This is a genomic window from Solidesulfovibrio fructosivorans JJ], assembly GCF_000179555.1.
Taxonomy (GTDB): Bacteria; Desulfobacterota; Desulfovibrionia; order Desulfovibrionales; family Desulfovibrionaceae; genus Solidesulfovibrio; species Solidesulfovibrio fructosivorans.
This window is the reverse complement of sequence record NZ_AECZ01000048.1, coordinates 1-21794: the sequence shown is the minus strand read 5'-3', so window position 1 is coordinate 21794 and position 21794 is coordinate 1. Positions and strand designations below refer to the sequence as shown.

24 protein-coding genes are annotated in these 21794 nt (G+C 65.2%); 12 read left to right on the top strand and 12 right to left on the bottom strand.

What is annotated here, in order from left to right; all coding sequences use genetic code 11:
- Positions 1 to 191: 191 nt before the first annotated feature.
- The 8 genes from DESFRDRAFT_RS19400 to DESFRDRAFT_RS19365 all read right to left on the bottom strand — a co-directional run bounded on the left by DESFRDRAFT_RS19400 (position 192) and on the right by DESFRDRAFT_RS19365 (position 8605).
- Positions 192 to 1028 carry an FAD/NAD(P)-binding protein gene (locus DESFRDRAFT_RS19400; RefSeq protein WP_005996825.1) on the bottom strand — a complete coding sequence of 279 codons (837 nt, stop codon included), beginning with the start codon at positions 1026 to 1028 and terminating at the stop codon, positions 192 to 194.
- Positions 1029 to 1039: 11 nt separating this feature from the next.
- Positions 1040 to 2089, bottom strand: a complete 1050-nt coding sequence (locus tag DESFRDRAFT_RS19395; RefSeq protein WP_005996824.1) for a 4Fe-4S dicluster domain-containing protein — start codon at positions 2087 to 2089, stop codon at positions 1040 to 1042.
- Complete coding sequence (locus DESFRDRAFT_RS19390; RefSeq protein ID WP_005996823.1) at positions 2089 to 3060, bottom strand: 4Fe-4S dicluster domain-containing protein; 972 nt, start codon at positions 3058 to 3060, stop codon at positions 2089 to 2091. The genes DESFRDRAFT_RS19395 and DESFRDRAFT_RS19390 overlap by 1 nt, the downstream gene beginning before the upstream one ends.
- Positions 3047 to 3535 carry a hydrogenase iron-sulfur subunit gene (locus DESFRDRAFT_RS19385; protein WP_005996822.1) on the bottom strand — a complete coding sequence of 163 codons (489 nt, stop codon included), beginning with the start codon at positions 3533 to 3535 and terminating at the stop codon, positions 3047 to 3049. The genes DESFRDRAFT_RS19390 and DESFRDRAFT_RS19385 overlap by 14 nt, the downstream gene beginning before the upstream one ends.
- Positions 3523 to 5481: a CoB--CoM heterodisulfide reductase iron-sulfur subunit A family protein gene (locus tag DESFRDRAFT_RS19380; protein ID WP_005996821.1), complete on the bottom strand. Its 1959-nt coding sequence runs from the start codon at positions 5479 to 5481 to the stop codon at positions 3523 to 3525. Before DESFRDRAFT_RS19380 ends, DESFRDRAFT_RS19385 begins: the two co-directional genes overlap by 13 nt.
- Before the next feature lie 20 nt (positions 5482 to 5501).
- Positions 5502 to 6383: a CoB--CoM heterodisulfide reductase iron-sulfur subunit B family protein gene (locus tag DESFRDRAFT_RS19375; protein WP_005996820.1), complete on the bottom strand. Its 882-nt coding sequence runs from the start codon at positions 6381 to 6383 to the stop codon at positions 5502 to 5504.
- A complete protein-coding gene (locus tag DESFRDRAFT_RS19370) occupies positions 6380 to 6940 on the bottom strand; it encodes a 4Fe-4S dicluster domain-containing protein (RefSeq protein WP_005996819.1) in 561 nt (186 codons plus the stop codon). The genes DESFRDRAFT_RS19375 and DESFRDRAFT_RS19370 overlap by 4 nt, the downstream gene beginning before the upstream one ends.
- Positions 6941 to 7423: 483 nt before the next feature.
- Positions 7424 to 8605 carry an iron-containing alcohol dehydrogenase gene (locus tag DESFRDRAFT_RS19365; protein WP_005996817.1) on the bottom strand — a complete coding sequence of 394 codons (1182 nt, stop codon included), beginning with the start codon at positions 8603 to 8605 and terminating at the stop codon, positions 7424 to 7426.
- Positions 8606 to 9175: 570 nt separating this feature from the next.
- Between DESFRDRAFT_RS19365 and DESFRDRAFT_RS19360 the strand changes: the two genes are divergently transcribed.
- The 3 genes from DESFRDRAFT_RS19360 to DESFRDRAFT_RS19350 all read left to right on the top strand — a co-directional run bounded on the left by DESFRDRAFT_RS19360 (position 9176) and on the right by DESFRDRAFT_RS19350 (position 10652).
- On the top strand, positions 9176 to 9637 hold the full coding sequence (locus DESFRDRAFT_RS19360; protein ID WP_005996816.1) for a sll1863 family stress response protein: 462 nt from the start codon (positions 9176 to 9178) through the stop codon (positions 9635 to 9637).
- Between the two features lie 122 nt (positions 9638 to 9759).
- Positions 9760 to 10233: an arsenate reductase ArsC gene (locus DESFRDRAFT_RS19355; protein WP_005996815.1), complete on the top strand. Its 474-nt coding sequence runs from the start codon at positions 9760 to 9762 to the stop codon at positions 10231 to 10233.
- A complete protein-coding gene (locus tag DESFRDRAFT_RS19350; RefSeq protein ID WP_005996814.1) occupies positions 10209 to 10652 on the top strand; it encodes an arsenate reductase ArsC in 444 nt (147 codons plus the stop codon). Before DESFRDRAFT_RS19355 ends, DESFRDRAFT_RS19350 begins: the two co-directional genes overlap by 25 nt.
- 198 nt (positions 10653 to 10850) lie before the next feature.
- Here DESFRDRAFT_RS19350 and rpiA read toward each other — a convergent pair whose 3' ends face one another.
- Positions 10851 to 11570 (bottom strand): ribose-5-phosphate isomerase RpiA, encoded by a 720-nt coding sequence (rpiA, locus tag DESFRDRAFT_RS19345; RefSeq protein WP_005996813.1) that lies wholly within the window; start codon positions 11568 to 11570, stop codon positions 10851 to 10853.
- A gap of 196 nt (positions 11571 to 11766) precedes the next feature.
- On the opposite strand from rpiA, the gene DESFRDRAFT_RS19340 reads away from it, so the two are divergent.
- The 7 genes from DESFRDRAFT_RS19340 (at position 11767) to DESFRDRAFT_RS19310 (ending at position 18131) form a co-directional block, all read left to right on the top strand.
- Positions 11767 to 12639 (top strand): transaldolase family protein, encoded by an 873-nt coding sequence (locus tag DESFRDRAFT_RS19340; protein WP_005996812.1) that lies wholly within the window; start codon positions 11767 to 11769, stop codon positions 12637 to 12639.
- A gap of 240 nt (positions 12640 to 12879) precedes the next feature.
- On the top strand, positions 12880 to 13194 hold the full coding sequence (locus DESFRDRAFT_RS20910) for a hypothetical protein (RefSeq protein ID WP_005996811.1): 315 nt from the start codon (positions 12880 to 12882) through the stop codon (positions 13192 to 13194).
- Positions 13195 to 13408: 214 nt separating this feature from the next.
- Positions 13409 to 13786: a response regulator gene (locus DESFRDRAFT_RS19330; protein WP_005996810.1), complete on the top strand. Its 378-nt coding sequence runs from the start codon at positions 13409 to 13411 to the stop codon at positions 13784 to 13786.
- Entirely contained in the window at positions 13783 to 15324 is a 1542-nt protein-coding gene (locus tag DESFRDRAFT_RS19325) for a SidJ-related pseudokinase (RefSeq protein WP_005996809.1), read from the top strand. The genes DESFRDRAFT_RS19330 and DESFRDRAFT_RS19325 overlap by 4 nt, the downstream gene beginning before the upstream one ends.
- Before the next feature lie 91 nt (positions 15325 to 15415).
- Positions 15416 to 16054, top strand: a complete 639-nt coding sequence (locus tag DESFRDRAFT_RS19320) for a TetR/AcrR family transcriptional regulator (protein WP_005996807.1) — start codon at positions 15416 to 15418, stop codon at positions 16052 to 16054.
- 101 nt (positions 16055 to 16155) lie between these two features.
- Positions 16156 to 17157 carry a hypothetical protein gene (locus tag DESFRDRAFT_RS19315; protein WP_005996805.1) on the top strand — a complete coding sequence of 334 codons (1002 nt, stop codon included), beginning with the start codon at positions 16156 to 16158 and terminating at the stop codon, positions 17155 to 17157.
- A gap of 86 nt (positions 17158 to 17243) precedes the next feature.
- Complete coding sequence (locus DESFRDRAFT_RS19310; RefSeq protein WP_005996803.1) at positions 17244 to 18131, top strand: hypothetical protein; 888 nt, start codon at positions 17244 to 17246, stop codon at positions 18129 to 18131.
- A gap of 174 nt (positions 18132 to 18305) precedes the next feature.
- Here DESFRDRAFT_RS19310 and DESFRDRAFT_RS19305 read toward each other — a convergent pair whose 3' ends face one another.
- Both DESFRDRAFT_RS19305 and DESFRDRAFT_RS19300 read right to left on the bottom strand, forming a co-directional pair.
- Positions 18306 to 18953 (bottom strand): response regulator, encoded by a 648-nt coding sequence (locus DESFRDRAFT_RS19305; RefSeq protein ID WP_005996802.1) that lies wholly within the window; start codon positions 18951 to 18953, stop codon positions 18306 to 18308.
- A 7-nt stretch (positions 18954 to 18960) separates the two neighbouring features.
- Entirely contained in the window at positions 18961 to 19350 is a 390-nt protein-coding gene (locus tag DESFRDRAFT_RS19300) for a response regulator (protein WP_005996800.1), read from the bottom strand.
- A 135-nt stretch (positions 19351 to 19485) separates the two neighbouring features.
- On the opposite strand from DESFRDRAFT_RS19300, the gene cysQ reads away from it, so the two are divergent.
- Together cysQ and DESFRDRAFT_RS19290 are read left to right on the top strand one after the other, a co-directional pair.
- Complete coding sequence (cysQ, locus tag DESFRDRAFT_RS19295; RefSeq protein WP_005996798.1) at positions 19486 to 20283, top strand: 3'(2'),5'-bisphosphate nucleotidase CysQ; 798 nt, start codon at positions 19486 to 19488, stop codon at positions 20281 to 20283.
- A 64-nt stretch (positions 20284 to 20347) separates the two neighbouring features.
- Positions 20348 to 20620, top strand: a complete 273-nt coding sequence (locus DESFRDRAFT_RS19290) for a thioredoxin domain-containing protein (protein WP_005996796.1) — start codon at positions 20348 to 20350, stop codon at positions 20618 to 20620.
- Between the two features lie 64 nt (positions 20621 to 20684).
- On the opposite strand, the gene DESFRDRAFT_RS19285 is transcribed toward DESFRDRAFT_RS19290, so the two are convergent.
- Complete coding sequence (locus tag DESFRDRAFT_RS19285; protein WP_005996795.1) at positions 20685 to 21734, bottom strand: agmatine deiminase family protein; 1050 nt, start codon at positions 21732 to 21734, stop codon at positions 20685 to 20687.
- Positions 21735 to 21794 lie beyond the last annotated feature (60 nt).

Genomic DNA, 21794 nt, shown 5'->3' with positions numbered 1-21794 from the left:
CCCCCCCTTTTCCCGGCTGGAACCGCTCGCGGCGACATGCCGCCGCGAGCGGTTCCAGCCGGGAAAAAGGGTTGCCGAGAGGTTCCATATGCATCACGCGAAGCCCGTTGAAAGTTTTTGAAGGGGGCCCCGGGGGAAACTTTTTTCAAAAAGTTTCCCCCGGGCCGCCGGAGGCTTCCCCATCAATGCGCCTACAACTCGTTGGGCAGGGCCTTGAGCTGGGCGTAACTGTACACCGGACCGTCCACGCACACGTAGCTCGAGCCGATATTGCAACGGCCGCAGATGCCGATGCCGCACTTCATCCGCTTTTCCAGCGTGGTGAAGATCTGCTCGTCGGCGAACTCGAGCTTTTTGAGCGCTTCCAGGGTGAACTTGATCATGATCGGCGGGCCGCAGGTGACGGCCACGCAGTTCTCGGGCTTGGGCGCGATTTCGAGCAGCACGTTGGGGATGAGCCCCACCTTGTGCTCCCAGCCGTCGGCCTCGCGGTCGATGGTGAGCGTGGTGTTGACGTCCTTGCGGCTGGTCCATTCCGGCAGCTCGGCGGAAAAGGCCATGTCCGCCGGGGAGCGCGCGCCGTAAAGCAGCGTGATGTTGCCGTAATCGGCCCGGTTGTCGAGCATGTAGAGGAACAGGGTACGCAGCGGGGCCATGCCGATGCCGCCGCCGACGAACACGATGTCCTTGCCCTTCATGTCCTCGTAGGGAAAGGGCTTGCCGAGCGGGGCGCGCACGCCCACCTTGTCGCCGGCGGTCAGGCCGTGCAGGCGGGTGGTCACCTCGCCGGCGCGCATGACCGAGAACTGGAGGTAGTCCATGCGGGTCGGGGGCGAATTGATGACGAAGGTGGATTCGCCGATGCCCGGGGCGGACAGCTGGCCCACCTGGCCGGGCTCGAACGTAAACGCGGCCATCTTGGCCTCGTCGTCGAAGCGCACCCGGAAGGTCTTGATGTTGTGCGTCTCCTGGACGGTCTCCAGGATGGTCGCCACTTCCGGCAGATAGGGATTGAACGGATCGGTCATACTTGTGCCCCCTAGCCTTTGGCCCTGGCCACGGCATTTTGCACGATCTCGCGGATGTCCACGGAGACCGGGCAGCTCTTGATGCAACGACCGCAGCCGCAGCAGGCAATGAGCCCTTCATGCAGGGTCGGATAGTAGCTGAACTTGTGGCCGACCCGGTTTTTCAAGCGATGCGCCTTGGTCGGGCGCGGGTTGTGGCCCGAGGCTTCCAGGGTGAACTGGAAGTGCATGCAGGCGTCCCAGGAACGCATGCGCCGCCCCTGCATCCCGGCGGGTTCGTCGGTGATGGTGAAGCAGTAGCAGGTCGGGCACAGGTAGGTGCAGGCGCCGCAGCTGATGCACTTGTCCGACTGGGCCTGCCAGAAGGGCAGGTCGTCGAAGGCGTCGAGCAGGGCCTGGGGGGCGTTCGCGATGTCCGGGGCCTCGCCCAGGGCCTGCCTCGTGCTGGTCTTGACCGCCTCGGCCTCTTCGGCCTTGGCCGCTCCGTCGGTCAGCGCCGGGCAGTCGAGGAGCGCCTCGCCCTTGGGGGTCACCGCTTCGACGGTGTAGCCGCCGGCCACGGGGGTTAAAAGCACGTCCGAGCCGCTCACATCGGCCGGGCCGGAGCCCACCCAGTGGCAAAAGCAGGTGTTTTCCGTCTTGTCGCAGGCCATGGTGACGAAGGTCGTGGCCTCGCGGGCGGCGATGTAATAGGGATCGGGGAACTTCTTGCCCATGTAGACGCGGTCGAAGATGAGGAAGCCGCGCGTGCCGCAGGGCTTGCTGCCAAAGACCACGGTCGGCTCGGCCTTGGTGTCCGCGATGAGCTTGAGCGTGGGTTTGCCCGGGTCTTCCGCGTCCTTGCCCTGCTCGTAATGGAACAGCTCCTGGCAGGCCGGGAAGATCGACGACTTGGGCGGAGCCGTGGCGTCGGAACCGAACACCGGCGTCCTGGTCCCGTCATAGGGCCGAAACACCACGCCGCCGCCTTCCTCGACCGGAACGAGCACCCGGCTTTTGGCGGCCAGGGCGGCGAGCCACTCAGGGAGCTTGTCGCTCGTGATATATTTTAAAGCGGCCATTACCAGTCTCGCTCCTTGATGTTGTCTTCCTCGACCTTGAACTGCAGCAGCGGGGGAATCGCCTGCGGATCGGTGCCGGCCTGATAGCCGAACAGGTCGTGGATGGTCCGGTTGAGATGCTTCTTGAGCGCCAGGATGGGGATGTCCATGGGACAGGCCCGTTGGCACTCGCCGCACTCGGTGCAACGACCGGCCAGGTGCATGGCGTGGACCACCTGGAACATGAGCTTTTCGGTGGCCGTGTCCTCCTGGGTCAACCAGTGGGGCTCGCGGCTCTGGGCGATGCAGTGGTCGCGGCACACGCACATGGGGCAGGCGTTGCGGCAGGCGTAGCAGCGGATGCAACGCTCCATGTGGTAGCGCCAGAAGGCCATGCGCTCGGGCACGCTCATGGCGTCCAGCGCGGCCAGGTCGGCGTCCACGGGCGCGGCCGGCTCGGTCGGGGAGATGGGATCGCCGAGGAAGGTGTCGGCCAGCACCGCGTTGGGGAACTGGCAGCGGCCGCACTTGTCGGCCCGGACCTCGGTGAGCGGCATGGAGACGGTCTTGCCGCCGGCGGTGACGGACACGGTCTTGCCGTCGGTGGTCACGTCCGTGACCGTGCCGGCGGCGGCGTCCGAACCGGCGAGCCTGGCCTTGACCTTGGACAGGTCGATCACGCCCTCGCAGGGCAGGCCGAAGATGACCACCTCGGAGCGGTCGATCAGGTTCTCCTGGAGCAGTTCCACGACGGAGCGGGAATCGCAGCCCTTGACCACGATGCCGACCTTCTTGCCCTTGAAGCTGGGCAGGTAGACGGCCGGGTTGTGGACGTTGAGCGGCCCCCATTCGAGCTTGTCCACGTCGGCTTCGCTTCTGATGAAAAGCGGCGTGTTGTGCAGGGGGTCGTAGCCTTTCTGCCAAGCGATGACGCATTCAAGGCCGGGCAGGGCCTCCTTGATGCGCGTTTTGAGTTCCTCAAGCCGCGACACGGTTGCCTCCTTGGCCAAGCGCCCCGGCCGCCTTGGCGAGCATCTCCGCGGACACGCCGTCATAGCGCGGCGCGGGTCCCAGGGCGTGAATCTGTTCGGTAAAGACCGTCACCACCTTCTGCCAGCGCTGGCCTTCCGAGGCCGAAACCCAGGTGTAGTCGAACCGGCCCGGGTCGATGCCGAGGATGGGCAGGAAGCGCTTGAGGACCTCCAGACGCCGCCGGGCGTAGAAGTTGCCCTCGGCGTAGTGGCAGTCGCGCGGGTGGCAGCCGGAGACAAGCACGCCGTCGGCGCCGTTTAAAAGCGTTTTGGCGATAAAGAGCGGATCGATGCGTCCGGAGCAGGGCACGCGGATGATGCGCAGGTCCGTGGGCTGGGTAAACCGACCGACGCCCGCCGTGTCCGCGCCCCCATAGGAGCACCAATTGCACAGGAATCCGACGATTCGCAGTTCCTTGCCGGTCAGGACTGGCATAAGGCGTTGACCTCCGCGAGGATTTCGTTGTCCGTGAAGTGGGAGAGCTGGATGGCGCCCTGGGGACAGGTCGAGGTGCAAAGGCCGCAGCCCTGGCACACCGTCTCGATGACCTCGGCCTTCTTCTGGCCGCGGAATTCCACTTCCTTGATGGCCTTGAAGGGGCAGGTCATGATGCACTTGCCGCAGCCCACGCAGCGCTTGATGTCCACGTGGGAGATCTGCGGGTCGCTTTCGAGCATGTCCTTGGAGAAAAGCGCCAGCACCTTGGCCGCGGCGGCGCTGCCCTGGCCCACGGACTGGGGAATGTCCTTGGGACCCTGGCAGGAGCCGGCCAGATACACGCCGGCGGTGTTGGTCTCCACGGGCTTGAGCTTCACGTGGCTTTCCATGAAAAAGCCGTATTTGTCGTAGGAGATGCGCAGCTTTTCGGCCAGCTGCGGCGCGCCCTTGGCAGCCTCGGCGCCGGCGGCCAGGACCACCAGATCGGCTTCGACCTCGACCTGGGTGCCGGCCAGCGTATCCGCCCCGCGCACGATCATCTTGCCGTCCTTGGGGTAGACCATGGCCACGCGGCCCCGGATGTAGCGCGCCCCGTACTCCTCCATGGCCCGGCGGGTGAACTCGTCGTACATTTTGCCGGGGGAGCGGATGTCCATGTAAAAGACGTAGGACTGGGAGTCCGGGATGTGGTCCTTGGTCAGGATCGCCTGCTTGGCCGTGTACATGCAGCAAAAGCCGGAGCAGTAGGGGCGGTCGAGGGACTTGTCGCGCGAGCCCACGCACTGGATGAAGACCACGGTCTTCGGTTCCTTGCCGTCCGAGGGGCGCTTGACGTGGCCGCCGGTCGGGCCGGAGGCGGAAAGCAGGCGCTCGTACTGCAGGCCGGTGATGACGTCGGGGTAGCGCCCGCCGCCGTATTCCGTGACCTTGGAGATGTCGAAGAGGTCGTAGCCCGTGGCGGCCACGATGGCCCCGACGTCCTCGGTCACGATCTCATCTTGCATGTCGTACTTGATGGCCCCGGTCGGACAGACCTTGGCGCACACGCCGCACTTGCCCTTGACGAACTGGCGGCAGGTGGTGGGGTCGATCACGGCCTTTTTGGGGATGGCCTGTGGGAAGGGGATGTTGATCGAGGTGGTGGGCCCGATGTTCTCGTTGAACTTGTCCGGGTTTTTCTTGCTCGGACACTTCTCGGTGCAGGCGCCGCAGCCCGTGCACAGCTCCCAGTCCACGTAGGTGGCTTTTTTCTTCACCTGGACCTGGAAGTTGCCCACGTAGCCGCCGATGGAATCCACTTCCGAATAGGCGTGCAGGGTGATGTTGGGGTGCTGGGACACGTCCACCATCTTGGGGCCGAGGATGCAGCTCGAACAGTCGACCGTGGGGAAGGTCTTGTCGAGCTTGGCCATCTTGCCGCCGATGGTGGATTCGCGCTCCACCAAAACGACGTCCAGGCCGCCGTCGGCGCAGTCGAGGGCCGCCTGGATGCCGGCCACGCCGCCGCCGATGACCATCACCCGCTTGTTGATGGAGAATTTGCTCGGGGAGAGCGGGGCGTCGCGCCGCAGCTTCTCCACCGCGATGCGCACCAGGTCGATGGCCTTGTTGGTGTTGGCCTCGCGGTCCTTGCCGATCCAGGAGACGTGCTCCCGGATGTTGGCCATCTCGAACATGTAGCGGTTTAAGCCGGCGCGCTCCACGGCCCGGCGGAAGGTGGGCTCGTGCATGCGGGGGGTGCAGGAGGCCACCACCACGCCGGTGAGGTTTTTTTCTTTTATGGCCTGGATGATGCCGCCCTGCCCAGGCTCCGAACAGGCGTACATGGTGTCCGTGGCATAGACGACCTCGGGAAATTCCAGGGAGGTCTTGGCCACGGAGGCCGTGTCCACCGTGCCTTCGATGTTGCTGCCGCAGTGGCAGATGAAAACGCCGATTCGCATTGGCTGTGCTCCCTCGCCTGTTAGCTCGCGCCCGCCAGCGCCTTATTGAGGATGGGCCGGGGGTCGATGGTCAGCTTGTCGAAGCCGAGTTGCGCGTCCGGGATATTGAGCGCCACGCCCATAAGCTGGGTGTAATAGGCCACCGGAATGTGGAAGTGGGTGCCGCCGGCGCGGTTGACCTGCCCCTGCCGCAGATCCAGGTTCATCTGGCAAAGCGGGCAGGCCACGGCGACGATGTCCGCGCCGATGGACACGGCCGCGTCCAGGAGCTTGCCGGTGAGCTTGGCCACGATGTCCTGGCGGGGGATGCCGTAGGAGGCGCCGCAACACTCGACCTTGAGCGGAAAGGGGACGATGTCGGCCCCCATGGTGGCCAGGATGTTGTCCATGGCCATGGGGTTTTCGCTGTCGTCGAAGGCCATGAGTTCGGGCGGGCGGTTCATGATGCAGCCGTAGTAGCAGGCGACCTTGAGGCCCTTTAAGGGCGTGCGGACGTAGGTGGCCAGGGATTCCAGGCCGATGTTCTCGACGAGGGCCTGCAGCACCGAGATGGCCTCCACGCCGCCCTCGTAGGGATCGTCGAGGAGGTTGTTGACCTTCTTGGCGAAGTCCGCCTTTTCCATGCGGTGGTTGGCGGTGCGCAGGTTGGTGAGGCAGCTCGGGCAGGGCGTGGTGGCGGTTTTGATCCCCATGCCGGAGATGAGCTGGAGGTTTCGGGCCGACAGGGCGGCGGAAAGGGTGTGGTCCTTGGTGTGGGCCGGGGTCGAACCGCAGCAGCTCCAGTCGGGGATGTCGACCAGGGAAAGCCCCACGGCCTCGCACACGGCCCTTGTCGAGGCGTCGTATTCCTTGGACGTGCCCAGGCCCGAACAGCCGGGGTAGTAGGCAATGGCTTCGCTCATGAATTCGACTCCCTCTCGAAGCGCTCGAAGATCCGGGCCACATGTTCCTTGCCCGCGATCTCGTGGGGCTTCATGGAGAGCTTGCCCTTGGGGAAGATTTTGGGCCCGAGGTCAAGATCCGTCCAGAAGCGTCCCGTGCGCATCACATAGTTGATGGTCAGCCCCAGTTCGAAGACGCGGCCGTGGGCCTTGACCGAATCCAGGAAGGAATCCCAGAAGGTCTTGACCTGGGGTACGGCGGCATAGCCTTCCCGGCGGGCCATGTGGCGCAGGACGTCCATGACGCAGGCCACGTCGATGTTGTTGGGACAGCGCGTGGTGCACGATTCGCATGTGGCGCAAAGCCAGATGGACTTGCTCGACAGGATGGTCTTTTTCTGACCGGCCTGTACCAGGCGCATGATCTGACTGACGGGAATGTCGTAGGCGAAGGTGTACGGGCAGCCGGCAGTGCAATTGCCGCATTGGTAGCACTGGCTGACTTTCTGACCGGACTCTTCCTCCACCCTGGCAACGAAATCGCCGTCGTAGTCGCAGGTGAGATTGATGGTCTGCATACAATCCAATCCTATCCGGTTGACGTGAAAGAAACGGATCTATCGCAAGCGGTTCGCCCAAGGCCCTGGTAGCGGCGGACACGACGACCGCAGTCCGGAGTGGATAGCATGGCGGTCATTGCTTTGCCACCCCGGACCGGGTGTCGCGCCTGGAGGATTATTTCAAATAATTTCAAATAAATACTCAGTTGGCGTCAAATCTTCCCTGACTTCTCTTTGTATCACAGAGGAACAATTGTGTTAAAAATAAACGGATTCGGGACGCGTTTCGGGTCTGATTTCGGCCCATGGGGGTCGAAAAACGCGTCCGCTTGCACCCGCGCCGAGCCCGGCGACAAGGACGGCGGCAGATGAAAGACCGTCATCGGAGGCGTCTGCCAACGCCTCCGATGGCGGCTGGCGGTCGGGGGGCACGGCCCCCCACCAAATGGTCCTGATGCTCAAAGGGGGCCCGAAGGCCCCCTTTGACACGTTGGTCCCGTATTACAGGGCGGCCGTGTAGATGGCGGCCACGTCCTTGTCGGTCGGGCAGCGGGGGTTGGTCAGACCGCAGGCGTCCTTCTGAGCGTTGCCGGTCATGGTCGGGATGTCGGCAGCCTTGACGTCCTTGCCATAACGCTTGCCAAGCTCGACCAGGCCGGCCGGGATGCCGACGTCGACGGACAGCTGGCGGATGGCCTTGAGGCACAGTTCGGCGGCGTCGCGCGGGGCCATGCCTTCGATGTTCTCGCCCATGATCTTGGCCATTTCGGCGAACTTCTCGACCTTGGCGATCAGGTTGTAGCTCTCGACGTGGGGAAGCAGGATGGCGTTGCATTCGCCGTGCGGCAGGTCATAGAAGCCGCCCAGCTGGTGGGCCATGGCGTGGACGTGACCGAGGGAGGCGTTGTTGAACGCCATGCCGGCCAGGTACTCGGCGAAGCACATGCCTTCGCGGGCTTCCATGTCCTGACCGTTGGCCACGGCCTTGCGCAGGTACTTGAAGATCAGCTTGATGGCTTCGATGGCGCAGGCGTCGGTCATCGGGTTGGCGATGGTGGACACGAAGGCCTCGACGGCGTGGGTCAGGGCGTCCATGCCGGTGGAGGCGGTCAGCGCCGGGGGCATGCCGACCATGAGGACCGGGTCGTCGATGGCGATGTGCGGGGTGACGCGCCAGTCAACGATGGCCATCTTCACGTGGCGGGACAGGTCGGTGATGATGCAGAAGCGGGTCATTTCCGAAGCGGTGCCGGCCGTGGTGTTGACGGCCAGATACGGCATGAAGGGCTTGGAGGACTTGTCCACGCCTTCGTAGTCGTGGATCTTGCCGCCGTTGGAGATGACGAGGCCGATGCCCTTGCCGCAGTCGTGGGAGGAACCGCCGCCCAGAGTGATGAGGCTGTCGCAACCCTCTTTCTTGTAGACTTCCACGCCCTTGTGGACGTTTTCGTCGGTGGGGTTGGGGATGGTCTCGTCATAGATGTGGTACTTCATGCCGGCGGCATCAAGCAGATCGGTGATCATCTTGCAGACACCGACTTTGACCACGCCCTTGTCCGTGACGATAAGCGGCTTGGTACCGCCCAGAGCCTTGATCTTCTCAGGGATCTGCTTGGCGGCGCCGATGCCGATGAGGGTCACGCTGGGAATGAAGAAACCGTAAACTTGCTCGCGAACTGCCATGGTGCCAACCTCACTTGGGTTAAGGTTATGGTTTTGCGAACGGACCCCAAACCTGATTTCCTTGCGGCTTTTGGGTAAACGCTCTCCCTATTTAGCAAATCCCGGGCCATTTTTTAAATCTTTTAAAATCAGCTTGTTAAGATTTTTGGTCCTGGCCGGACGGGACTGAGCGCCCCGTCGAGGGACCCTCACCAGTGTGTCATTGCGTCCCCAAGGGGGGATGAGTGTGTAAAAAACGGCCATTTACGGGGGCTGGGGCATTATGGACAAGTTGTCCCACGCTCTGACGCTGATTGGGTAAAAAGGTCACAGTGGTTTTCTGTGGGGCGTCTTGTCCCAAATGGCACAAGCATGTTTTGAAAAAATATCATTTATTTCAGTAAGATATTAAAAAGTGCCTCAACACGATCCAAGGTGGACACAACGACCCGGCACGTCCGAAGCGACCCAGCGCGATCCTCCTCTATAAGGATAAGGCGGAGTGACGCGGGCCGGGTTGCGCCCCGGCCATGATATGCTACCGTTAGTTCCAAACCGTGCGTGAGCGCGAAACGAACCAAGGAGGACGATATGCGCAAAGTGCTGGCGACCCTGGCTGTGCCCCTGGCCCTGATCCTGATGTTGGCGGCCGGATGCGGCAAGTCGGACGAAGAAAAGGCCGAAAAGAAACCCGCCGCGCCCACGGCCCAGGACGTCAAAACCGACGTGTCCAAGGCCGCCGAGACCACGGCCGCCTATACCAAGGACCAGCTGGACAAGATGCGGACGGACGCCGCGGCGCGGCTGGCGGCCATGGACAAGGAGATCGACGCGCTCTCGGCCAAGGCGGCGACCCTGACCGACCAGGCCAAGGCCGACGCCCAAAAGCAACTGGATGCCCTCAAAGCCGAGCGGGCGGACGCCGGGGCCAAGCTCGACGCTCTCAAGGCGGCTGGCCAGGATGCCGCCAAGGACCTCAAGACCAGCTTCGACGCGGCCATGGACAAACTGACCAAGGGCTACGAAGCGGCCAAGAAGGAAATACAGAAGTAGTCCCTCGCTTTCTGCCCGGGCCGTGCGGCGTTTGCCCGTTCGGCCCGGGCCCGCGCCGCGTCACCGGATCGTCACCGGCCTTCTTTAGGGATGGGACAACGAAATTCCCCGGGAGGACGATCATGTTGCGGGTCCTTTTCATCTGCGTGCACAACAGCGCCAGGAGCCAGATGGCCGAGGCGTATCTCGAAAAATTCTGCGGCGACGCGGTCGAGGTCAGAAGCGCCGGCCTCGATCCCACCCGCGTCAATCCCCTGGTGGTCACGGTCATGGCCGAGGAGGGGATCGACCTGTCCGGAAAAGGGACGCGCAAGGTCTTCGACCTGTACCGGGACGGCCTGCTCTTCGATTATGTGGTCACGGTGTGCGAGGAATCCCTCGAAGGCCAGTGCCCGGTGTTTCCGGGCGTCACCCACCGCCTGCACCTGCCCTTTCCCGACCCGGCCAAGGCGGAGGGGACCGAGGCGGAAAAGCTGGCCGTGGTGCGGACCATCCGCGACAGCATCCGCGAGCGCATGCGTTCCCTGGCCGACCAGATCAGGGCCGAAGGGGGCAAACGCCCCGGGGACACATGGGAAGGCGGGAAAAACGCTTGAGCCCGAAAAAGAACATCCTTTTCCTGTGCACCGGCAACGCCTGCCGCAGCCAGATGGCCGAAGGCTTCGCCCGGGCGCTCAAGGCCGATGTCCTCAATCCGTACTCGGCCGGCGTGGAGCGCCACGGCCTCGACCCCAGGGCCGTTGCCGTCATGGCCGAGGCCGGCGTGGACATCTCGGGCCAGACATCCAAACTGGTCGCCGACCTGCCGCCGGACGTGGCTTTCGACGCCGTGATTACCCTCTGCGGCGCGGCCCACGATACCTGCCCCTTTTTTCCGGGAACCGTCGAAAAGCGCCACGCCGGCTTCGACGACCCGCCCGCCCTGGCCGCCGGCGCGGCCTCCGAAGAAGAAGCCCTCGACCACTACCGCCGCGTCCGCGACGCCATTCGGGAATTTGTGGTGAAGGAGTTTTAGGAGATGGAAGATGTGCGAGAGGGGAACCCTTTTTGAAAAAAGGGTTCCCCTCTCGCGCTCTCCCCTCCCCAAAACTTTTACCGGTTACGGATGTGATAACGATAACAAGCTGTAACCGTTAAAAGTTTTTTGAAAGGGGGTCCGGGGGGAAACTTTTTTTCAAAAAAGTTTCCCCCCGGTTCCTCGCTGCCGTATCCTTTATCCTCCAACCTCCAGTTCCCGGACGCCGTCCGGGCCGGCCACCACGATGCACGAGGCCAGGCCGACGAAGAGGCCGTGTCCGGCCACGCCGGCCCGGGCGTCGAGGCTTGTCGCCAGGGCGGCCGGGTCGGGAAGCGGGGCGAAGGCGCAATCCGCGATGACGTTGCCGCGTTCGGTGCGCATGGGGTCGCCGTCCGGGCGCTGGCGCAGGGACGGGTTGCCGCCGATCCGGCGCAGGAAGCGCAGTTCGCTGGCCAGGGCGAAGGGCGTGATCTCCACGGGCAGGGCGTGGCGTGAGCAAAGGCGCGGCGAGAGCTTGCCCGCGTCGGCCACGATGACGAGGCGCTGCGCCGCCTGGCCCACGATTTTCTCGTAGAGCAGCGCGCCGCCGCCGCCCTTGATGCAGTTGCCGGCCGGGTCGATCTCGTCGGCCCCGTCGATGGTGATATCCAGGACCGGGGCGTCGTCCAGGCCGGCCACGGGCAGGCCGGCGCGGCGCAGGGCTTCGGCCATGAAATGGGCCGCCGGCACGAAGTACGTGCCGGGGAGCTCGCCCCGCGCGGCGCGCTCGGCCAGAACGGGGACGGCGGCCACGGCCGTGGAGCCGTGTCCCATGCCCACGGCCATGCCCGGTTCGACCATGGCGGCGGCATGGGCCGCGGCGGCCCGCTTGAAGCCGGCCGTTTCCTCGGGACTGAAGGTGCTTGGCGTATCCATGGCCGCCGCATACCATGTTTTGACGACGGGGAAACCCCGATCCGGTGTCCCGCGAGGAAAAAACGTCAACCGGCCCGACGCTGTTTGCCTTTTGCCGGCAAACGGTGTTTAAGTTCAGCCGAGAAGCCCGAAACGGAGCCGGTCGTTCCCGCGACGGCATCGCCTAACCCGTCAAAAACTCTGCTGTGAGGGGACCATGCGACCTGAAAGTCTGAAAACGCGCATTTTTCTGGACGGAGCCGACCCCGAGGAAACCCGGCAGGTCATAAAGGCCCTGGGATTTCTTGACGGCCAGACCACCAATCCGAGCCTTCTGGCCAAAAATCCCGAGGCCCAGGCCCACAAGACCCAGGGGAACAAGTTCAGTGCCACGGCCATTTACCAGTTCTACAAGGAACTGTGCCAGGAACTCTCGGGGCTTTTGCCCGAGGGTTCGGTGTCCATCGAGGTCTACGCCGACGAGACGACGCCGGTTGCCCCCATGCTGGAGCAGGCGAGGGAGTTCGACACCTGGATTCCCAATGCCCACATCAAGCTGCCGACGACCACGGCCGGCCTGGAGGCGGCGAACGTGCTCACCGGCGAGGGCCGGCGCGTCAACATGACCCTGGTCTTCAGCCAGGCCCAGGCGGCGGCCGTGTATGCCGCCACAAAGGGCGCGGCGCGAGGGGCCGTGTTTCTTTCGCCCTTTATCGGCCGTCTCGACGACCGGGGCGAAAACGGCATGGACCTCATCAAGAATATCATCCGCATGTACGGGCCCGGCGACGGCCACGTGGAGGTGCTCACGGCCAGCGTGCGCTCCATGGAGCATTTTTTGTGCGCCCTGGCCGTTGGCAGCGACATCATCACCGCGCCCTACAAGATCCTCATGGATTGGGCCGAAGCCGGCCTGCCCATCCCCGGCCCGGCCTACATCTACGAACCGTCCGGCCTGGCCCCCATCGCCTACGAGCCCCTGAATCTGGACGGCCGCTGGCGGGACTACCCTATCGCCCATCCCCTCACGGACGCGGGCATGGCCAAGTTTTCGGCGGACTGGAATTCCCTGATCGACATGGAGGCCTGATCGCATTCGTTTTTCCTGGACAGGCAAACGGCCCGCCGCTTTCGCGGCGGGCTTTTTTTGTGCGGCCGGCTGTATGCATTGTATGCGTCAGGTGTATGAAAAATGGACATTCATGATGTCCGTGGCACTCTATTGATCCGGTATTCAAGCGGTTTCCGCTTTGGCACGTCTGATGCTTCATGTCGGGCGAAGCAACAACAAGGTTTCGGAACATCGGTCCGGGGCCAAAGGAGCACCATCATGAAGCGCATCATTATATTGCTGACCCTGGCCCTGGCCGTTACCGCCGCCAGCGCTTTTGCCGCCGACAATACGACTTTCACGGCCAACACGGCCAACGCCGGTCCGGCCGCCGCCGCCACAGTCGGCTGCGGTTACGGCTACGGCCCGATGGGGCCGGGGCATGGCTACGGCATGTACGGCGGTCGCCATATGGCCGGTTATGGCCACGGCTACGGTCGGGCCTGGGACGTCCAGGGGCACGGCCACCGCTACTCCCATGGCGGCAACGGCCATGGCGGCTGGGGCATGGGCTACGGCCGCGGCATGTACTAGGACAACGCCCCTCCCTGTGCCGTCCTGAACGGGAACAAGGGGTGGGAAGGCGTGGGCGGGAGGGGAGGCGCCTTGAAAAGCGGTTCCCCTTCGCGCGTTGTTTCCTGTTTCACCCACTGGCCTTTTGTCGCTGGCGCATTGACAAAATGCAATGCCGGGCACATGGGAAGAGGGGGGAATGACCGCCTTTGGGGGAAAGACTCAGGAGACGCGTATGACGTCGGCACGCGTGATGATCGTGGAAGATGAAGCCATCACCGCCATGGCCACGGGAGCCATGCTCAAGCGGATGGGCCATAAAGTGACCGCCTCCGTCGGATCCGGCGCGGCGGCGCTGGAAGCCTTTCGTCGTTTCCCCCCCGACCTCGTGCTCATGGATATCCGCCTGGACGGCGATATGGACGGCATCGAGACGGCCCGGGCCATCCGCGCCGATTCCGATGTGCCGGTGGTGTTCGTCACGGCCTATGTGGACGCCCAGACGCGCCGCCGCGCCGCCGAGACATCCCCTTTCGGCTTTGTTCCCAAACCGTTGGACGAATACGAGCTGGATGCGCTGTTTAGCCGGCTGCGGGCGGTCCTGCCGTCTTGACCGATCCGGGTTTTCCGGCGTTCGGTCTGGACGGGGATTTCACCGCCGCCTGGCTGGCCGTGCGCCGCGTGGCCGATCTGGCCGCTTGCGACCCGCTCGCCCTTTCGCCGGCCGTGACGGACGCGCTGCGGGGGCTGCTTGCCCGAAACGACCATGCCCGCCGGACCCAGGCCCGCATCCTCTACCGCGACGCGGCCGGCGTCCTGGTGACGCTTTTGGCCAAAGGAGCGCCCGCGCAGGCCCGGGCCGCCCGAAAGGCCCTGGCCGACGCCCTGGCCACGCCCGGAAAGCCGCGTATGGCCGCCGCCGAGGCCGTGGGCGGCCTGCCCTTGGCCGGCATCGTTCCTCCCGAACCGCCCGCCGCCGATACGGCGGCCTCGCCGACCACCCTGGCCGACCTGCTGTCCCGGGCCGGAGCCGATCCGTCCGTCTCCCCCCGCCGCGCCGGCCGCAGCCTCGTCACCTCCGCCCGCCAACCCGGCCGGTTGGTGGTGGTCAAGTGCCTGCGCCACGGCGAGGACCCGGTGGGGCTGGCCCTGGAAGGGGCCTGGATGGAGCGGTGCGCGGCCCTGGACTTCCCCGCTCCCTGCCACGTGCCGGCCCCGTTTCGGGACGGCGGGGCCATGCTCTGGGCCGTTGCCGATCCCCTCCCGGATATTCCCGGCCGCGACGGGCGGGGGCGTTGCCTGGCCTACGTCGCCCGGGAGGACTATTTCCGCTATCCCAACGATCCGTGCCCGGAGGATTTCGACGGGGAAGGGCTTTGCGCCACCCTCGGCCGGGCCGCCTTGCTCCTGGGCTGGCTGGCCGGCCGGGGAATCGTGCACGAGGCGGCCATCCCGCTTTTCCACAACCGGGTGCAGCGCGAACGGCGCGAGGACGCCGGGGTCTACGACTGGCGGCTGCCCGGCCGGCTGGACCGCTGGCTCGCCTCGTCGCGGCACCCCAATTTCGGCGTCTCGGGACTGCGCGACTTCGAGCACCTCGTGTGCCTGTCCGGCGCGCCGGGAAGGCTCTACCGCCACCTGGGAAATCATTTCATAAGCCTGCTGCTTGTCGCCGGCAGCGCCTTTCGCCAGCGCGACCCGGACCTTGTGGGCCGGGGACCGGACGGCGCGCCGGCCGATGCCAGGCATCTTTTCGACGAGGCCGCGCTTGCCCGGATCATCGAAACGATTTTCACCGGCTACCACGAAGGATTCGCCGGCACGCCGGCCGCGCCGCCCTTTAACGCCCGCGAGCTGGCCCGGCGCATGGTGGAGGAGATGGGCGTGGACCGCCACATGACCGAACTTCTGCGCGTGGCCGACCAGGAAACCATGACCGACGACGCGTTCGTGGAATTTCTCACCTCCCGGGGCCTCGCCCCGGAAGCGGCCCGGGCGCACGCCCGGGGCGCGGCCGACGTGGAACTCGTCACCGGCCCGCATCTCGGCGATTTCAACAACCGCACCAGCCTGCCGGAACTCAACGAAGCCACCGCCGCCGCCGTGGCCGCCTGCCTCGCCTCCCGCCATGGGCGGGAGTACGGGAACTGACGCGGGCTTGCCTTGCTGTTTCCCGGCGCGGGGAAATTCCCGTTGACAATGTCACTTCTTGGTGACTAAGGACCTGGCGGGGGTAAGGGACATGTCCGTCGGGCGCCATGCCGCAAGCGAAAGACCCAGGAACAGGGAAGCCACCAAGAAGCGGCTGCGGGAGGCCGTGGGCCGGGTTCTGGCCCGTCAGGGGTTCACGGCGGTCGGCATCAACACGGTGGCCCGCGAAGCCGGCGTGGATAAGGTGCTTATCTACCGTTATTTCGGTGGGTTGCCCGGTCTTGTCGCCGCATTCTCCCACGATGGGGACTTCTGGCCGAGCCTTGACGAGCTCATCGGCGGCGACGAGGGGACGTTTCTCGCCCTTCCGTACGCCGAGCGTGTGGTCATAGCGGTGCGCAACTATTTGCGCGGGATACGCAACCGGCCAATGACCCAGGAGATTTTGGCTTGGCGCTTTCTTGAGCAAAACGAATTGACGGCGGCCCTGGACAACGTGCGGACCATGACAGGGACGCGGCTCATGGAACTTGTCGCGGTTGACCAGCCCGCGGGGTTTGACGTCGAGGCGTTCAACGCCGTGGTCGGCGCGGCCATCAACCACTTGGCCGTGCGGGCGGCGCGGCAGGAAAAAACCTTTGCCGGGCTCGAGTTGGCCGACCCGGAAAGCTGGGAGCGCATCGAAGCCATGCTGGCCCGGATCATTCGGGCGGTGTTCGGCCAAGGCTAGGGATTTTTTTTGCGCTATATGTCACCGATAGGTGACTGTATCGGGGCACGTCCGGAAGCCGCGGTTCCGGACACGGGCGGACAACACATCAGGAGGCGATCATGGACCATGGACGAAGCGGAAGAGGCGGCGGCGCGTCGAGGGGCTGGCAGGGCGTTGTGCCTTGGTTTTTTGGTGTTGCGCTTGTGGCGGCGGCGTTGTTGCTGGCGTATCTGGGCGAGGCCTGGGCGGATGACGATGCCGGCGTGCTGGTGACGCAGGACCTCGAGGCCATGGAGGAGGCCGCCCAGGGCGATCGGCGGGACGCCGGCAAATCAGCCTTCAGCGCGACAAGCGAAGGAAGCTATGTGGCGCCGGTTGCGGTGTCCGGGGCGAGGATGTCCGCCTGGCGCGAGGGGGTGAAGCTCTCCTACGACACGGAGCGGCTGGGTTTGGACATGGGGTACACGGGCACGTGGTACGATTTTTCCCGGGTCGGCCGGCTGCCTTTCGGCGGGCGGGCCCCCTTTGACGCCCTCCACGCGTTGGAGGCGGGCCTGACCGTCAGGGGCGGGCTGTGGAGGTCGATCGGCGGGTTCGTCGGGGTGCGGGGAAACCTGGGATTCGAACGCGATTTCGCGGGGGCCCTGGGCGGGTCGGTCCTGGCCGGCGCCAGCGTTCCCCTTGGCGACCACTGGTTGCTGACCCTGGGGGGCGGGGTTTCCGTTTCCAAAATCACGACGCGGTTTTTCCCGTTGGCCACGGTGCGCTATGCTTCCCCGGCCATGCCTGATCTGTCCGTCGATCTTGGATTTCCGCGAACCGAGGTGGCTTGGCGCGCCGGGAAGTGGTGGGGGCTTCGCCTTACGGGCTCCATGGACGGCGGCGAGTACAAACTGGCCGATGGCAATCCCGTGGCGGCCGGCGGATTCGTTTCGCTGTTGGAGGCCAGGGTCGGGACTTGGCTGGATTTTTGGCCGTACCAGGGCTTGTCCGTCAGTCTCGGGGCGCTCTACGCCCTGCCGGGGACGATGACCTTTTACCGGGAGAGCGGTTCGCGCATCAAGGAATACGACACAGGCGGCGGTCCCGGCGGCGCGGCGCGGTTGCGCTTCACGTTTTAGGCCTGTCCGCCCCTATTGCCCCAGCCGTAGCCGTCCGATAGGAGGGCATCGGCCGCCGGTCCGGGCGCGCCGGTGGGGATGGCGACATGAAACGACGCGAACGCACGACCTGGATCGAGGCCCTGGACCGGATGGGATTGCTCAAGTACGTGGTGGCCGTGCTTTTTACGGGCACGGCCTTTGTCCTGATCGCCGGGGCATTCGTCTACGAGGAGCTTGGCCGTCGTCCGCCGGCGCTGCCGGTGGTGACGATCCCGGCGCTGGCCGAGGCCGCGCCCCCCGCGCCCGGTTACGCGCTGCGGGCCAAGGTCTCGCGCGACGTGCGCTTCACCACCGCGCCCAAGAGGCCGGACGGATTTTCGTTTTACGACATCAGCGCCGGGGAGACGCCCCGGACGCTCACCGCCAAGCTGACCGACAAACGGTTTCGCATGGGGCGCGGCCATGGCGAGAGCTGCAATTTCGCGTTTCCGCTGTCCGGGCCGGTCGGCGAACGGGAAGCCGTGGCCGCCTTCATCCGGGAGCGCAGCCGCCAGTGTTGCGCCGTGGCGGCGAACCTTCCCGGCCAGCTCGTGACCTACGCCTTTTCCCGCGCCGACCGGAAATCCCCGGCCCAGGCCGGACCCATTTCCGGAGCGGCGGTCTTTTCCGAGGTCGCGGGCAGCCTGCTGACCCTCAATCTGCGTTTCACCGACAAGATCGACGGCTACGAAACGGCCATGCGCCGCCATCTGACCGCCCGGTTCGGGCAGCCCTCGGCCATGGGCAAGGCCGGCCTGGCCTGGGCCAGGGACGGGGGGCTGGTCACCATGGCCCGCACCGGACGCGCGCTCTCCGTGACCGCCTACTACGCCGCCAATATCGAAAATCACGCCCGGACCACCATGCGTCTGGCCGCCAGGCCGTCCGACATGCCCGAGACGCCGGCCCAGCCCACGGCAACGGCCCGACTGGCTCTGGCCAACGCCCCATAGTGTGGCTTCGGCATTGAACGTTCTTTAGATCTTGTCAGCGAAAATTCCCGCCAGCCCGCGTATAAGGACTTTTGGAGCAGGCCGGTAAGGAGTTTTTGGGGAGGGTGGGGGGCCGGGGGAGGGAACCCTTTTTTGCAAAAAAGGGTTCCCTTCCCCGGTTCCTTCTCCTGAATCCTACTCTCTCCCCAACAACCGGACCCAGGCCAGGGGCTGGCCCGAGGCGTCGGGGCAGGGGGTATCGGTCTCGGTGGGAGCCGGCGGCTCCGCCGGGAAAGCGTCGGCGAAAAGTTCTCCGGCCAGGCGGCCGTCGGGATGGGCGAACAAGACCCGGCCGTCGGGATCGACCACGGCGAAGGGGCGGTCGAAGGCCCTGGCCACGGCTTCGAGCAGCCGGCGATAGAGCTGGGCCGCCGCGTCGGTGGGGCAGGGGCGTTCCCGTTCCCGGCGGGTGATGGCCATTTCCAGGTTGGCCTTGAGGTCGAGCAGCTTGACGGGCTTTTGGATGTAGCCGGCGGCGCCTGTCGCGGCCACGCGGTCCATGATCTCGCGGTCCACGGCCGCCGTGAGGAAGATGACCGGCGCGCCCAGGGATTCGATGATGGCCCTGGCCGCCGTCACGCCGTCCATGTTCCCGGCCAGGTTGATGTCCATGAGCACCACGTCCGGGGCATGGGCCTTGGCCTCGGCGACGGCGCCCTCGCCGGTCTCGATCACGGCGCATACGCCGTAGCCCAGGCGGGCCAGGATTTTTTCGGCCACGCGCGCCGAGAGTGGATCGTCCTCGACAATGAGCACCGTGCGGCGGGCTGGGGCGTCGTCCATGGCCGTATTACGCCTTGTCCGCGAGCTGTATCTTCTTGTAGGCGTCCTGGATCTTGTAATACAGATCGTCCATTTCGGCCGGCTTCATCAGGTAATCGAACGCGCCTTGCTCCATGCCCCGGATGGCCACGTCCACATTGGCGTGTCCGGTCAGCATGATGACTTCCACCCGGGGGTGGGCATGCTTGATGCGGGAGAGCGTTTCCATGCCGTCCATGCCGGGCATTTTGACGTCGAGCAGCACCACGTCCACTGCGTTTTCGTTCAAAATGGACAGCGCCTGTTCGCCGCTTCCCGCCGTGAGCACCGTCAGGCCGCGTCTGGCCAGGCGTTTGCGCAGCGTGTCCACGTAGATTTCCTCATCGTCGACCAGAAGCACCCGTACCGCTTCGCTCACGACAGACCCTCCGCTTGGACGTCGGATAACTGCGTGTTCATAGCCGCGCGACACCGGAAAAGCAACCGAGCCATGCATTGACAGCCGGCCCCTCGGTTCATAGGAACCGGTCCAAGCAAAGAAAAGGGAGCAGGCATGCGCGATCTCGATCTGTCCGCCCTCGGCGGCATCGCCCGGCTGGCCGGACACGCCGTGTTGGAAATCTACCACAACGGCTTTTCCGTGGAGGAGAAGGCCGACCATTCGCCCCTGACGACCGCTGATACGCGTTCGAGCGCCCTCATCCTGGAAGCCCTGGCCCAGGTGTATCCGGACGTGCCCGTGGTGTGCGAGGAGACCAAGGCCGCGCCGTACGAGACGAGACGGCGGTACAAGCGGTTTTTCCTGGTCGATCCCCTGGACGGCACCAAGGAGTTCATCCGGCGAAACGACGAATTTTGCGTGCTGATCGCGCTCATCGAGGCGGGACAGCCGGTGTACGGCGTCATCCATGCGCCGGTTGCGGATACCCTCTACTGCGGCGGTCCGGGCATTCCCGCCACACGCCGCGTCGCCGGGGGGGACGCCGTGCCCATCCGCGCCGTGGCCCCGGTCCCCGGCCAGCCGCTTCTCGCCATGGGCAGCCGGTCCCATGCCGATGCCGCGACGGCCGCCTATCTGGCGCGCTTTCCCGGCGTGCGCCTTGTCAGCCGGGGCAGCGCGCTCAAGTTCGCCGCCCTGGCCGAAGGGGCCTGCCATCTGTATCCCCGTCTGGCGCCGACCTGGGAATGGGACACCGCCGCCGGCCACGCCGTGCTTTTGGGCGCGGGGGGTGCGCTGACCGTGCCGGACGGCGGGGAATTCCGCTACAACAAACCGGAATTGCTCAATGGCCCCTTTATTGCCCGTTCTTTTTCCGAGGATGCCATTGACGGAAATTCCATTCTAATTTAGTAGAAAATAAAATCCTGTAACCGCCTGGGCCGTGCGTATGGCTTTAATGTGCGTTGGGGGAGCCATGTCTGAGCGTCTCATTTTATATCTTGCCGGAAAGACATCCGGAAACAGCCGGTTGGAAGCGGCGTTGCGCGATTGGTGCGACAGGTTCCAGCCCGGCCGGTTCCGACTGGAAGTGGTGGATGTGGAAAAATGGTCGCCGAAGTCGCGGCCGCTTCCGGTCCTGGCCGTGCCCGCCCTGGCGCTCGGGGCCACAGGCCGCATGTTCGTGGGCGATTTTTCCAATATCGCCTCGGTGATGACGGCCCTGGGATGCCTCCTGGCCGCATCCTAGGGCAACAGCGCCGAAAATCCGGGCGCTTCGTTCGCCCGTGTCCCGAAACGTCCCCTCCGCCGCATCAGACTCCCGCCGGCTCCTCGTGGGTCAGGCAGTGCACCGCTCCAAGCCCCCAGACCAGATCCACAGCGCTGATGCCGACCACCTCGTGGTCCGTAAAGGCCTCGGCCAGGATGCTAAGCGCCAGCCGGTCGCGCGCGTCGTTGAAGGTGGGCACCAGCACCACGCGCGGCGTGATCAGGAAATTGGCGTAGCTGGCCGGCAGCCGCTGGCCCCGGAAAACAAGGGGACGCGGCATGGGTAGGTCGATGACGGCGAGTGCGCCGCCGTCGGCCAGGCGCGCGCCGGAGAGCCTTTCGCGGTTTTCGGCCAGGGGGCGGTAATTGGCGTCGGCCGGGTCGTCCTCCCGGCACAGCACCACCGTGTCGCGGGAAACGAACCGGCACAGGTCGTCCACATGGCCGTGGGTGTCGTCCCCGGCAATGCCGCCCCCCAGCCAGATGACGTTTCGCGCGCCCAGGTATTCGGCAAAGACGTCCTCGTAGTCGGCTCTCTCGAACCCCGGATTGCGCACCTGCTTCGTCGCGTCGAGCAGGCATTCCTCGGTGGTCAGCACGTCGCCCGCGCCGTTGCCGTCCATGGCCCCGCCTTCGAGCACCACCCGCCGGCCGTCGCGTTCGGGCACAACCACCTCCAGGCCCAGTTCGCCGCACACCCGCTCGCCCACGGCACTGTCCTTTTCATAATCCGGATACTTGGCCCAGCCGGTAAAGCCGAAGTCCACCGCGACCACCCGGCCGTCCCGGTGCACGAAAAACGGCATGAAATCCCGGGTCCAGCCCCGGTCCATGGGCGCGGTGAAGATTTCCACCAGCCCCATGTCCGCGCCCACGTCGCGCAGCACCCGCCGCGCCTTGGCTTCCTGCGCGCCGTCGCGCACGAGCAGGCGCACCTTTTGGCCCGCGCCCGTGGTCTTGCGGACCATCTCGCCATACACCCAGGCAATGGGGGCGAACTTGCCCGGCCAGTCCGTCACATTGCCCGGCCAGGCCAGCCATACCGCCGCCTGGGCCCCGAACTCCGCCGGCCATATGATGTTGTTGTCAGGCATGGGAGGTCCTTTTGGGAGGGGAGAAGGAGTAGCTGGGGGGGCGGGAACCCCTTTTTTGAA